General features: G+C 50.8%; 5 protein-coding genes. 2 read left to right on the top strand and 3 right to left on the bottom strand.

The features are described 5' to 3' along the window. Positions 1–1,913: 1,913 nt before the first annotated feature. Positions 1,914–8,315 carry a type IV secretory system conjugative DNA transfer family protein gene (locus NO877_RS18850; RefSeq protein ID WP_256397846.1) on the bottom strand — a complete coding sequence of 2,134 codons (6,402 nt, stop codon included), beginning with the start codon at positions 8,313–8,315 and terminating at the stop codon, positions 1,914–1,916. 741 nt (positions 8,316–9,056) lie between these two features. Here NO877_RS18850 and NO877_RS18855 point away from each other — a divergent pair. Continuing rightward, on the top strand, positions 9,057–9,380 hold the full coding sequence (locus NO877_RS18855) for a DUF6788 family protein (protein WP_256397847.1): 324 nt from the start codon (positions 9,057–9,059) through the stop codon (positions 9,378–9,380). Positions 9,381–9,624: 244 nt separating this feature from the next. Here NO877_RS18855 and NO877_RS18860 read toward each other — a convergent pair whose 3' ends face one another. Then, on the bottom strand, positions 9,625–10,881 hold the full coding sequence (locus tag NO877_RS18860; RefSeq protein ID WP_256397848.1) for an orc1/cdc6 family replication initiation protein: 1,257 nt from the start codon (positions 10,879–10,881) through the stop codon (positions 9,625–9,627). A gap of 1,277 nt (positions 10,882–12,158) precedes the next feature. On the opposite strand from NO877_RS18860, the gene NO877_RS18865 reads away from it, so the two are divergent. After that, positions 12,159–12,575, top strand: coding sequence for a hypothetical protein (locus tag NO877_RS18865; protein ID WP_256397849.1), 417 nt, complete (start codon positions 12,159–12,161; stop codon positions 12,573–12,575). Between the two features lie 819 nt (positions 12,576–13,394). Here NO877_RS18865 and NO877_RS18870 read toward each other — a convergent pair. Beyond that, positions 13,395–14,369, bottom strand: a complete 975-nt coding sequence (locus tag NO877_RS18870) for a DUF7983 family protein (RefSeq protein WP_256397850.1) — start codon at positions 14,367–14,369, stop codon at positions 13,395–13,397. Positions 14,370–14,541: the final 172 nt, after the last annotated feature.

The raw sequence follows: 14,541 nt of genomic DNA on the forward strand, positions 1-14,541 counted from the left end.
TGAGTACACCAAGATCGACGAGCTGGCGAAGCATCCGGCCGAAGGCTGGATCTGAGGAGGGCATATCTCCTCATTTGGGGCCACAGACCGTAGCTATAGGGACTTTCCGCAGCTCTACACAAGAGCGTGCCATCTTAACCAACAGTACTGGCAAATTAATTTAAACTGTTGGTTAAGGTTCTGATTAGACATTACTGCTCCATTCGTTATAATCCAGAAACCAATCTTCAAAGTACCCGTTAACTGTCTCAGCCCAGCGGTCGCTGTCGACAAAGAAATGATGACGATTCCGATTGCCAACTGGCCGCGTTTTACGAGCCATCCTGGACGCTGGATTTTGCGACCACAAACAACAGCGTCGAATCGGTCGACTACCCCGGCCGATCAGCGGTGCTGATTCGTCGTCGAGACCGCCGGCTCAGTCGAGGGCTCCCGGCGGTGTGTCATCACCCAACCGAACACCCTCCGCGTGACGGGCGCTGCGGTCAAACCGAACGGGCCATCAAGGGCCGCCCACTCGTCGGACGTCTTGGCGATCCACCGCCCAATTGGATCTCTCTGATTTCAGAGAAGTCCACACTCGAAGGGCTACTCGACACACGTCCCGTAGCGACCGATTCACACGCTGTGTTGGCGCGGTGAGTCGCCACTGACTACCCCGGCTTGCAGGCGGCGCTGATGGCTGTCGTCACCGACCGGAGCTCGTCTCGCTGTGAGCCCCGTCGTGGCCACGTCTCGATTCGCTGTTCGCAAACTGTCGGGCCGTTCCGAGATCGCCGCCGATCTGTGCAGCCGTCGAGGGCACTTCGACACCCAATCTGTGTAGGAAAGACCAGCCGACTGATCAGGACGATCATCGCCGGTTGCGAACAAACCTATCAGTTTCTGGAGACGGTATGAGTCTCTAATGCTGTGGCATCCCACCCCTGTTGGGACAACCCTGAATGGAAATCCGGCCGTCGCCCGTCGCCGACCAGTAGTGGCTGTCCTCGAGTTGCTGTTGGGCTGCTTCCAAACTGACTGGCGATCACCGACCTCGACGAGCCGCTCGGGGGACTTGTCCCACACCCCACCACCCATCTGCAACCCACACCTGAACCGAAAATCCAACTGGCTACAGCTTGGTCTCATTGAAGCAGATGCTATATCAGACTCCTGATGGAAAATCACGGTGTATGCAAACCACAAATTTGACCCCGCGTTAGGGGGGTGTCCTCTCTATTCTAGACGCGGAGCGTCAAAATAGGGTGTCGACGGGGGGTGGTGACGTTCCGTGAAATAAAGTCGAGAAAATAGGTGGATCTGAGGTGGGAATAAAGACCAAGAAATCTGCACCTACAGCCATTGAAATTAAACCACCGTACAGAATAAGTGATTAGACCTTTTGAGACCGTCTGCACCTTCATCCCCACTCCGTCCATACCCCCGTTCCTGTATGGACACCCCGACGCAGTATGCTTATTTTCATGTTTTGCAAAGAATTTACCAGATTGATTACTTATAGACGTTTAACCGAGGGGGGTTAGGACACCCCCATGCAGTCTATCGATTGTCTTTTATACAACCTAATAAATACACGAATATAACTGATGTTGCGTCCACACCCCCATGTCCGTATGGACATCTCCACTCCATCTTGCGATTATTGCTATCTAAGAAGACAGTAGCAAAGAATGCGTAGTGAAATTATTTCACATTTAAAATTACATGATATCAACTTCATTCTGCTAGATTGAATCTTGCCCCATATGTCTGTGAACATTTAATGTAGCTCGGGAAAGAAGCGAACGTTACCAAGATTGATGATAGTGATATGTGAAAATCGGGGATATGATTCCAATTCATAATTGAGTGAATAAGTACAGAACAATTAGAAAACAAACCTCGAAAATACCAGTACAGATTACTAGGTCTTATGCCAACTCGTACAGTTCTTGTCCATCATCTGATAGTGCTATACAGTCGAAGGCATATGCTCTTTCGCCATCCACCTTGTACTTTCCAACACCAATATCATACTCCTTTTCAAGTATTTGATTCAGGTTCCCTTTTCGGTTATTTATCCAGATATCTGAACTCAAGTCATTGAGTTCAATAGAGTTGATTTCAGCCCATTGCATGAACGCATTGAAGACAGTTGATTTGTGTACTTTGAGCTTCTTCCCGGCATCGGGATCGACCTCGCAAAACTTGTCGACGAACTGTTGGGCTGCATCTCGATCTACGTCGAAATCATCGTCCAAATCACTAGGTTTCTCGTATGTAAGAAATCTAGTGAGTTCGTCATCGGCGTCTTCGTTGTCCTCGTCGCGATCTCCTTCATCGCTGGCCGGAGCATCCTCACCCAACACCACATAGTCAGGAACTCCACCAACTTTTTCTGCACCAGTAGAGTTGTAGGAACTATCGTCTTCTTTTCGGTCTTCTCTATCGTACTCCTCGTCGGCCTCAGTGTAAGTATCGTCTTCCATCACAGTGTGAGCGCTCTCTTCGTCCAGTTGGTCCGTAGACGCCCCATCGGTCGGCTGTTCGCTGTCGGCTGTTGTGGCGGCGTCTGCGGCCTCCTGTGAGAGAGGAGTTTGATCGTCTTGCTCGGCATCGGTGTCAGTGCTCGAAGACGCGTCGACGTCCTCGTGGGCGTCTGGTCCAACGTCGGCTGTGTCTGCATCCTCGGGTGTGGTGTCGACGCCGTCGAGGTCGTCGTCAGGCTCGTCGGGTTCTTCTCGTTCGATGATCTCTGGGCCGTCGTCGCTTGCGGGGTCGTTGATGAGGTACTGATCGTCGCCGATCTCGTCGGGTGAGTACAGCTCGTTGTGGTCGAGTGCCTCGGCGAAGTAGTCTTCATGATCGGTGTCCTCTCCCAGCAGTTCGACCGAAAGACCCAGTTTGATCTCCTTTTCATGGAGTGGAGATTCGAGTTCTGCTTCGGATTTCTCCCAGATGGTGAGCCAGATTACGTCAGGCCGTTCAGAGGCGAGATAGAACAGACCGTCTTCCTCGACAATCGACCCACACATGATCCCGACCGCAACGACGGCCTCAACGTCGCTTTTCCCGTCGATATCGGTTAGTTTCTCGATGATCGTCTGAAGATAGGCGGGCTTGAGTGGCTCTGATATATCTTGTACGGCTGTCCAGAGGTCTTCCCACAACCCTCGGTCGACAAACTCCTTGAGTTTGGCTGGCTCGACATACAGATCTGGGCGTTCTTCGGGCAAGACCAACCGGAGGACCTCGGTATCCTCGTCGATTCGTGGGTCGCCTTCGTCGACGGCCGTCGCTTCGAGCAGGAAGTCGAATTCCTTGGCGATGTTGACCGCATCTTGTGCTCGTTTTCTTGTGAGGCCAGTTGCGGTCATTGTGGCATCGGCGAGATACTCCGCGACGATCCCGGTATCGTACTCCCGAATCCAGTGGTCCCAGACGTCCATCCACAGCTCGATATCGGCGGGATTCTTCGCTCCGAATTCCTCCTCGATTTCGTCTAGTCGTTGGTGTTCTTCAGCCGTGTACTGTCTCTGGTAGCCGTCGATGAGTTCTTTCGTCTCTTCTTCCAGTTGAATTTGCTCGAATGAGTCCATGATCTCTGTTATCGCTCTGTGTTCACCATCTTCATCCACCTCGTCGGCTGATGCGGTCTCGTCCTCCCGTGGGGGCGTCAACAGGTCATGCTCGTCGGGAATGAGTGGTCGCATTTCGCCGTCTTCGTAGATGAACGGTACTTCTTCGGGCGGGAACTGCACATCAAGGTCGTACCTGACCTTCTCTCGGTTGTCGTCGGATTTCTCGTTGGGGTCGTTGTAGGTGGCCTCCGCATCGGGGAGGATCATCACACTCCAGTCTTCGGGCTGTGGTTGGTCTTCGGCCATGTACAGTGGCCCACGGACGAACTGGTAATCCTCCTTGAGCTCCTCTTTCGTATCGTATCGGAGCATCCGCTGTTGTCCGGGGTAGACCACCCACTCGCGTTGGTAGCTGTCGTAGCGTGCCCAGACTTCGAACGCATTTGATGAGCCGTAGTGCGTTTCGCTGTATTTGGCCTCGCCAAACTTGTTCGCGGTGGGGCCGTGGCCGTCGTACAGTTTGAGTTTGGTTCCGTCATCAACCCAGACTGCTTCTTTGCCCTTCGGGATGAGTGCAAACTTCTCTTGGTTCTCGTCAGGATTTCCGATCTGCAGCTTGTCGGTTCTGTTGTAGAGGATCTTGACCGGCTCGAGGTTGTCTTCGTCGACCTTGTTCGGGTCGATTCCTGGTGGGAACAGCCGGTCCTCGCGATACATTGGTGGGTCGGTCATGATGTTTTCGACACGGTTGGCGTGGTAGGCCCGATCGTGGCCGTCTCTCCGACCGTCCTCGACGACGAGGATTGCTTTTTTGCCCTTACGCTTTGCCCGAAGGACGTTTTCGATAGTCCGGGCTGGCTTTCTTCGCGTCGTTGTCTCGGCTTCTAAGTTGAGGTCAAATGTATTCGAGATCGCAGCAGCAATCGGGAACTCGTCTTCGAACTGGTCGAGGTCGTGTAGAACCTCTTTCCAACTTTTCGATTCGTCGTTGGTGATCGGCAAGAACGCCTGTGCATCACAGACAGATTCCGAGCCACGTTGGATCGGCACTTGGACATTAAACCCGAGTCGACTGAACCATCGGAAACTGCCGTGGATTACCTCTCGGTGAGTCTCTGTTGGTTGACTTCGGCCGCTGTCCTGTTGGAGAATCGCGTCGATTCCTTTTGCTGTAATCGAGACTTCTGCCTGACCATCTTGGATGTGGATTCGCTTGTCGGTCGCGTAGGCGATCTTCTCAGAGCGGTCTTCTTCGTCTTCGAAATCGTCATTGAGGGCGAACGGATCATCATCGTCATCGCTCTCAAGATCGACATTGTGGACCTCGATCAATTCTTTGGGCACGCCAATTCCGTTGGGGAACTCTTGGAGTGAGGTTCCGACAACTTCGGCAAAGTCGTCGGTGACCTCCTCGACAGCGATACGCTCTCTACCTGATCGTAGATGGCCACTCCAGACCTGTTCCAAGAAGTCGACGACAGTCTGTTCTTGGAGCCCGCCGCCCGAAATGAGCAGGTCTGTCTCGCCGGGGTGGTTGCTCATTGGTTCGACCCCATAGCGTTGTAGGCTGTCGTCGATTGCTTGATCTGCTTCGGCTTTTGTCCGAAGTGGGGGATAGTCGGGGAATGTACGCAGGCCCAATGGGTCAGTTCGTTCAGGCCCATTTTCGCCACCATACGACAGCCGAGTTATGAGGCGGAATCTTGCCAGTCCCTGGATATCGTTTTTGTCGATTTTATCGCCGAATCGTTCGGCGATCAGGCGGCTACTTTTCGGCCCACGGACCCCGAAGGTCATCATCGTATCTGTGTTGTCGAAGATCTGGTCAAGAACATCTTCGTGATCTTTTTTGATCTGTCCGGGGTTCTGGCAAGCCAGGCACACGCTCATCTTTCCAGACCTCGCCTTCGAGAGCATCTTTTCGATGTTCATGTCATCAGACACGATGTCGTCGAATTCGTCGATGACGGCGAAATATGGTTCATGTTCGACCTCTTCTTCTTCATATTCATCCGATCGGGCCTGAATAGTCACCCAGACTCGTCGCATGATCGCGGTCGAAATAACACGTTTGACCTCTTCATTTGCAACGGTATTCCGAACCATGATGATTTTGCTATCCTCAACGGCATCGTTGATATTGATAGAGCTATGCCGGTGTGAAACGATCTCCTTAGAGATGGGCGATTCGGCCCAGTCTTGCAGTCGTCGAACAACTGGGTCGACTTCATCTTCGTCCATTTCAGCAATGCGGCGCGAATACTGCTGGATGTCAGAAAGGATACTCCCTGTTTCGGTCTCATTCAGTTCGACGCCTTCGCGCTCGAGGGACTTAGCGAAATTCCATCTTTTTTCTTCACGAGCGAGGACGTTGTACATGTCATAGAGAGTGTATGGGTTCTCTGACCGGACCATAGCTCGTGTGATATTTTTCGTGATCCCCGCCATTTTCGCACCCCAATACCCCTCTGCACGTAGGATGGCCTGAAGGTCACCGACAATCGATTCGACTTCACGATCGTACCGTGGGTGACTTTTGGGGACAGACGCTTCCAAGAAGTTGATTGCAGCCACTCGATCTTGGTGTCTGACTGATCCGGGTTCGATCCAGATCACATCATCCAGACGGGAGTCTGGAATTTCTCGCATGAGTTCGTTTGCCATGTCACCTTTCGGGTCGATCACGACACAGCCGTGGCCTTTACGAACAATTTGATTGATGAGGACCTTCTGGAGTGTCGATTTTCCTTTCCCAGTGGTCCCGAACATAGACATATGCTCGAACCAGGACACCTTTTCGATCCCGACCTCTCGCATAGGGTTGTTCCCACCGGACTGATACCCTAACCAGATATTGTCGTCCGGATTGTCGACGTGGTCCTCGACGAAAAGTTTCCGTACGTCTTCACCCATGTAGAGATTACCGTCGTTCCCTGTTTGGGTGAAGTTCATATTCAGGATCTTTCCAGTCTCTGAACGGGTCTGCCTGTAGTTTGAATCTACAAAGTTGACTGCGTACTTACCCGGTATCGTCGGGAAGTTATCTGACTCAGCTGTTGTGCGATCTTCGCTTGAAGACTCCTCTCCTTCCTGATGTACTGCAGGGTGACTATCGTCTTTCCCATCTCCAAGGGGAAGGGGTTCGTCTTCGGACTGAGCATCGGTGGTCGCTCCATTGGAGTCGGCTTCTCCCAGTTCTGTCGAAGATGTGGATGTAGATGAAGATGTAGACGACCACCCCCAGTCTGTCTCGTTTGTAGCCTCGGAGTCTGTTCGGGCCTTGTCGAGTTTTTTCGCACGGATGAGATAGGATTCTTCGATGTGGTCCTCCATCATCTGAATCAACTCATCGTACACCTCTTGACTCGGCATATCTTCTCGAAGGGCCTCTAAGTCGAGAGTCCCCTCCTCGTACGATGCACAAGTCTCCAAAAACACAGCCTTTTCATGGGCGTTCTTGGCCTCTGCAGTACGACTTGTTTCTGGGTAATCCTCGGGAGATACTGAGTCACGGTAAAATGAATCATCAGACGAAGAAACAACTTGCTTTGCCTTTTCATAGGTGCTTAGTGGTTCGTCAGAGTCGGGATCGACAGGTGGGTGTTCGCTCACCTCAGCAAAATCAGAATCATAGACTTCATCATCCCTTTCAGAGAGTGCGTCATTTTTGTTTTTGACTGTCGACTCACCGGGAGCAGAAGCCCCGACGACTGTCTTGATGAAATCTACGTTTGAAGTGTTGATTGAGTCGTTGGGGAAATGGGCAAGCCCAGCGAGTTCTTGCTTCGAAAGGAAGACGTCATTATCATCGAGTTTGCGGTGGGCCGCCTCGATGAACTTTTCTTTGGCCTCCGTGCCGTTGTATCTTTTCGCGACCAGCTGTTGATTGACTTCACCATTCTGGTAGAGACTCGTGAACACATTTTCGATGCCTTTTGCATGACGAACAGTTGTCTCGGCTTGCTTGTCGAAGACAAAATACCTAATCGTAGTGAGGAACGCTTGTGTCCCCTCTAGGTCGCTGATGTGTTTAGCGGTTCGTCTATCCTTTTCGGTTGGATCGACTACTTTTGGATTTGTATATGAGTCGACGAACCTTCCTTCCCGCAATCCATTGGCAACAGCCTCCGCAGACGGGTCTCTTGGCCCGTGTCCATCAGTCCAACCTTCAGGTGCGGGACTGAAGACAACTTGAAACATAACGGCTTGGTTTTGATGGCCAACAAGTTCGCTAGTGATCGCTTGGTAGGGGTCTTCCTCGAATTCACCTGGGCCACTGAAGGCCCGAATAGGCGCATACTTGCTTTCGCGGAGGGTGAATTCACCACCCGTGATGTAACTCTTTTCTGGGATTTTCGGCATACACCGATTCGACGAACTAATCGCCGCATTAGGGTAGAGCCCGCCGATTTGCTTTTGAATCTCTTCTTGTTCGTCTTTATTTGGGGTGTGGACGACGAATCTGAGTTTTCCATCGGAGAACCACATCTCAAATGAGTAGCGCGGTGGTTCCTTTGATAATCCGAATTTCTCTTTCCACCAGCTGCGAGTAACACTCGGATCGTGAAACACGGAGATGAGGTTTTCTGCGTGTTCAATCCCTTTCGATTTGCTATAAGGTCGAATGCTTGTTAGATGCCCGTCAAACTCATTACTGGCCTTACTGAGTTGATTATAATCCCCAGCATGGAAGCGTAGGGCTTCGTATTCATCATCGTGTTTTTTACCAAGCAACTTTTTTAGGAAATTCATAAATTATCCAGAAAAAGGATATACAACAGAGATAGTATTCATATGACACTGGCGGCTTTTTAAGTCCTGGATCATAAGCAGACAAGGTCGGTATAGTGTGATAACATTGATCTTCAAAATATCAATACGAAAATTTGGTTTTGTATTTATTTCCCAACTATTTTGACACCAATAACAATATCTACCGATCTTTAATCGGGATCACACCCCTCAGTTCATGTGTGAATATGCTGTTTTCAGGTGATAGAAGCATCGTAGGGCCATTAACAGAAAATCGGACCGTGAAAATACAAATCCATAGTCTCAACAGACACATCCCTCGATCTGATGATGTTTTTGATCAGAACAAGGGGGTGCAGGGTACCGATTTATCCGCTAGCGAGTAACCGATACTTCCTTGAGACGGCTGGCTTCGTACCATCCAAACTATCGACAAGGAGTCGTAGAGCGCCGTAGTTACGATGATACAGTGGCAAGAGGAGTCCATCTTTTGATATCCGATGTACCAACGAGACACTCTGGCTTAGTCGAGCTATATGAACAACGAAACTAATATATTAACCAACAAAGCTATTACCTCGGTATTGGTGTTGGTTAACACGACCCTCTCTTATGTAGAGCTGTGGAATCCTCCTACATCAAGGCCGTCGACGAGGAATTCGGACGATGCGCGACGAGTTCACTTAACCAACAAAACCTATAATCAGAGGGCTCTATGTTGGTTAACACAGAGGCGCATCGATGTCCTACGATCCACCAACCCCACCAACGAACCTCTCGATAGAGGTCGTTGACACCCTCAATGAGGCCACATCGGAACGTCTTCGGGACGTTGCCCGCTACGCCGAATCGTTGGCCGAACACAAGGAGCGCGAAGCTCGTCTCCAGGAAGAGGCAGATGAAGCTGACATTGAGGAGCGAACCAATGACCTCCCAGATGATGTCCCAGCAAAGGCGACGATCACAATCAAAGAAATCAACGACAATCGCTACTACTATTGGCAGTGGAGGGAGGGAGACAAAATCAAGTCCAAATATAAATCACCAGTCAATCCCGACGAGTAGATCGAGAACTATCGGCATCCCGGGAGAACACACACCATGTGCGAAGTGAACACCAGAACAGCGGACAGTGTGGTGTACTCAAATATCGATTAACTTACCCTAGTAGAATACGGAGTAGAGAGCTTCATTCCAAGATTTACTCCGGACAGAGTGGTGTTCGAGTGTGGTAAAATGGTGCGCGAAGGGGGAATTAGAACAGCGGACACGGAGGGGTAGCAGGTAATAACGATGTAGCCTGTTTTGCCTAAGAGAAATCGGTTAACGCGGTCGTTTCTTCGGATTCAGTATCCGAAATGAGGTGCTGCTTCACCGATTCGTGAACACCAACATCATTGAGAACGTCATCTAACGCGCTGAGAATCAGTTCTGGACTCATGTCCATGTCGTATTCACGGTACGTTCCTCCACGGCGCCCTTCGTTTCGTTCGGTGACCGAGATCAGTCCAAGCATCGCAAGCTCCGATAGGTGATCACGCATTCGGCGTGGTACGAGTGGATCACGTCCCGCCCGTTCCGCAAATAAAGAGTACCGTGGCCGGATGTCCCGCGAGCGAACCGGTGTCTCCTGTTCGAGATCGAGCGTTAACAATGCATACAAGACGAGGTGGCCATGCTGGGTGAGACCATTAATGCCCTCCTCGATACGACCGCGTTCAAGATTACGCCGACCTCGTTCCACGTGCTCCTCAGTAACGATTTCGCTGTTATCATCGCGAGCTATGTCACCGGTCTTCATGAGCAGATCGATTGACTGTCTGGCGTCTCCGGCATCTTTCGCACCGTATGCTGCACAGAGTGGGATGACAGCATCGTCGAGGACATCATCGTAGAAGGCAACCCTAGCTCGCTGGGTGAGTATCTTCTGTAGGTCATCTGCGTCGTAGGCGGGGAAATGAATCTCCTGTTCGCAAAGGGAACTTTTGACTTTCGGCGAAAGATCGTCACGGAAGGAGAAATCATTGGAAATCCCAATGATTCCTATCTTTGTCGACGAGAGATTCCCATTTGCCCGAGCGCGTGGGAGCTGATACAGGATCGAATCGTCCTGGACATGGTCAACTTCATCAAGTACGACAAGAACGGTGCCACCGAGCTCGTCAAGTTCCTCCCACAACATCTCGTAAACGCTCGAACGTGGATATCCGGTGGTACTGATCTGATTCGTATCGTCACGAAGTTCGTTGACGAGCCGTGTCGCGATTTGGTACGAGGAAATCAATCCGTCGCAGTTCAGGAAAACGAGGTTAAAATCGATGTCTTCGTACTGTTTAACGTCCTCTTTGAGGTGAGACAAGAGATACCGTGTTGCGGCAGTCTTCCCGACTCCTGTTTTACCGTAGAGGAAGATATTGTTCGGTTGTTCGGCGTTGATCACGGGTTGAAGTGCAGTCTGATAAGCTCGGAGTTCCTCGTCTCGACCGACGAGTTCTTCCGGCTGATAATCTTCGCGAAGGGCGTCTCGGTCACGGTAGATGTCTGTATCTCGTTCGAAGATTCCCATGGACGTAGTCTGATTGTGCAGCAGTAGACACGCATTCTTTATAAAACCACTGCGTCCGGAGTTTCCGCTGTTCTGAGGGTATTTAAATAAAGCACAGTCACACCCCCACCACTTTGTCCGCTGTTCTTCAACCACGGAAAGGGTAGACAGGCTCTACAGCTCAAATGGTCTTCTTGAGAAAGAAAGATTTATACTACTCTTGTCTGTACTAGTCCGCAGTAGATCTCACCAACGTGAATATGTGTAGGTACTACCACATTCACGGTAAGAGACCGTCTTAGGTATCTCTATTTGCGATAATGGTAAACAGAGGTGCTGTCTGCTCATCGTCGTTCCTCTCTATTATAGAATATTTCATACGGAACAGCGGACAAAGTGGGGGGAGAGTGTTTGACCCCTCATCAGAACATTTGAATTCAGGTAGATCGACTAATGTGCCACAAAGAATGCCGAGCTCGGTATTCTCTAAATCGCACTACCATTTCTTTTGATGAACAATACACCACTATGTCCGCCGTTCTTTGAATCGGCAGGCTTCTCATCTGAATTACGGCGGACATGGTGGTGTGTGATAGATAACATGGTGGTGTGTGATAGATAATAATAATAGCTGATACACAGTTGTACACCACTCTGTCCGTTGTTAAATTGATACAAAACGCTTGGAACACCACCATGTCCGCTGTTCTCTATGTACCGTTGACGTGGAGCAGACAAATGTAAGGTCATCAGTAGCAATCATCCACTACTTTCAGAGATCGACTCCACAGTAAGCACAGTAAGCGTGCAGAGGCGTTTTCAAGCGTCTTGCAGCGATATTCTCGATCAACGGCGTCGACTCGATATAACTCATTGAGACCGAGGTGGACAGTCCGTTCTGAGAGGAGTGACTCTGCAGCGATTTCTTGTTGCGAGAGCCATCGTGTTGGAAGACGAAAGCAACTAACTTTGTGCTTAGTAGAAGATTCCAACGAGCGAAACCACGACTTGGAGCGGTTGGTTCGGCTGTTCCTCCGGGTTTTAGGGACTGCTGATCGGCCACACCGGGCGTGTCCATCGGATATCGCTGAGGCAATGTTGCATATTGCTCGGTCGACTCAGAGTTTCGATTTCATCAGTATTCGAGATATCACCTACGGGCTGTCACAACTGCCAGCAGAGCGGTTACTACCTGACCTGCCGCCGACAGCGACGAAACTGCTGAAAACATGTTACTACCTGACCTGCCGCCGACAGCGACGAAACTGCTGAAAACATTGGTCAATGCAGATGAACCGATGGGACGCTCCGAAATCATCGAGGCTGCTGGAATCTCTGGGAGTAGCTACGACCGGTATATCAACGAGCTAGCGGCGTGGGACATCATCGAGCCGACTGAATCCGAGGGTCGACGACGGTGGGTAGCCCACTTAGAGCCGTGGTGGAGCCCCCAGAGTCATCACGAAGAGCCGTTTGGAGAACCAGAGCCAGATACTGCGATCATCGATGCAGAGTTCGCCCGTGATGTAGGGAGTCGGGTGATGTGCCACTATATAACACACTATGATCTACCCGAGTTAGAAGAAGTATACATGAGTGGGTTGTGTCCGATAGCTCCAGACGACGATATAGAAGCGTTGTTTGGGAGGCATCGTCGGTTGTCACGGTGGTGGGCGTTCCTCTGGGGGGCGTATGCAGATCAAGACGAGATCTGAACGTGAAGCTGCGACAGCCTCGGAGACTGCGGTTCAGATTGGACAGTTGCCGGGGTCGGTCGCGGACTCACAACAGAGCCTCGGTGAGTATCCGTGTCGACCTAGCAATTGTGATTAGTGAATCCGGACGGAAATCAAGGTATGGGACGAAAGAAATTCCTGATGGTTGTTACAATGGCGGCGATTATGGCTACGCTCTACATCCGAAAATCAGGCACGACAGAGCCTGAGAGCGTCGAGTAACACTCACGAGTAGCATTTCTCTCTGTGAATTTTGTTGTAATTGCCTTTGACCAATAATTTTTACTTAGAAAATAGACTAGTAGCAGATGGTTGATCCACTGGTTCTCATGGATCGACCACCTCTGGGGTATCCCGCCGTCCCGGACCCTTTCACCACCTCCGGGCTTTTCGACCTCCTAGATATCTCACCAGCATCTGATCCTCAATTTGAGCTATCTATTTGCTATTTGTATTATTTGAATCTAGAATGTACAGCCCTAAGCTAAATAATCGTTATTCTATTTATGATAAGCGTATATCTACTGACTTTATGAAGTTCACTGAAAGATTTATATGGTAGTATCCTTATTTGCATGATAATGAGTGTCAAGGTGGTGTCGATCTGAATTACGGCTATAGTGAGGGTCGACGCTGGTGTTCGGAGCCATTGTCGACCCATCAGACAGTAGTGGCATAGAGTACTGCCTTACCCCCTGTACCCGGCTTAGGTCGACTCTGCAGGATAGACTCAATCCGTCCCCATCAACGGATTGTGGTCTTGTCTTCTCATGTTCACCCTCCTTGCTGAGAGGGTTTTCAGTCGACTTCGCTTGCAGATGTAAAACTGGTGAGTTCGTCGATCCGAGCTTCGAGATCTTCGATTTCCTGCTGTAGTTGGTCTGTCTCTGGGCTCTCAGTAGCCGCGAGTTGGTCTTTGAGTCCCTGGAGTCGAGATTCTTTGACCTCCTCGTCGACATCGGCTTTGCGGACGTACTGGCTTTCGTCGATCTCGTAGAGGTCCGACTCCGAGAGGTCAGTCACTTCGAGTGCCTCATCGACTTTGGAGGTGTCGACAGTGGTGACACGTTCGCGGTCGATGCCTTGGTCTTCGAGTTTCTCGAGGACTGTCTGGTCGTCTTTGAGAGTTCGATTGCGTCGACTGGTGCGCTGGACAGAGCCGTACTGGCCGTGGACGGGTTGGTCGTGGTGGAGGCGATCTAAGAGAAGCGAGCGAACGTTTTGACGGAGGTCATCAGCATTGCGTTGGACATCCGAACAGAGCGTATAGAGATTGACCAGCTCAGCGGTCTCCATCGTTTCGAGGTCAGTCGGCTCGTAGCGTTCGAGTGCATCAATTAGGAGCAACGAGTCGGAGTAGAGTGGGAGATCGGGTTCCTCACGCGTGGGTTCGGGATCTTGGGTATCCACAGAGAGCGAAGCGTCGACAAGCGAGGAAGGGGTCGGAGTATCAGTGTTTTTCAGGATGCCCTCGCGTTGGTCGATCTCGAAGCGTGGATGCACAGAAAAAGTAGCGTAGGGTTCGGCATCAGCAGGGAGGCGATCGAGATCAAAGGGCTGTGGGGTATCAGAGACGCGATCGTAGAGGGTTTCGAACTGCTCACGTTTGAGTGGGATAGTCGTCTCCTGCTCACGATAAGCAATGAGGACGCGGTGTTCCTGTACGTCTTCGAGACGGAACGGTTTGTCAGAGAGCGGCGTCCGGAAGGTCCCATCAGGTGGTACCTCGTCGAGTTCGTCGAGAATTGCGTGCCAAATACCTGAGAACGGCATATGAATACGTTAGCTTCGCGAGGCAAAATGCTAGTGTCGGCTGTATCCTGTTGTATTCTTGTGTAGTAGTACCAAACATTATTGTTTGAGGAGCGAATATTTTCAGGTGCGTTCCGTCTTGGAGGGCCGGAGCGTCAATGGGGGCCAACCCATGATAGAGCCGTAACCTACA

This window comes from Halohasta litorea (assembly GCF_024494645.1).
GTDB classification, from domain to species: Archaea; Halobacteriota; Halobacteria; order Halobacteriales; family Haloferacaceae; genus Halohasta; species Halohasta litorea.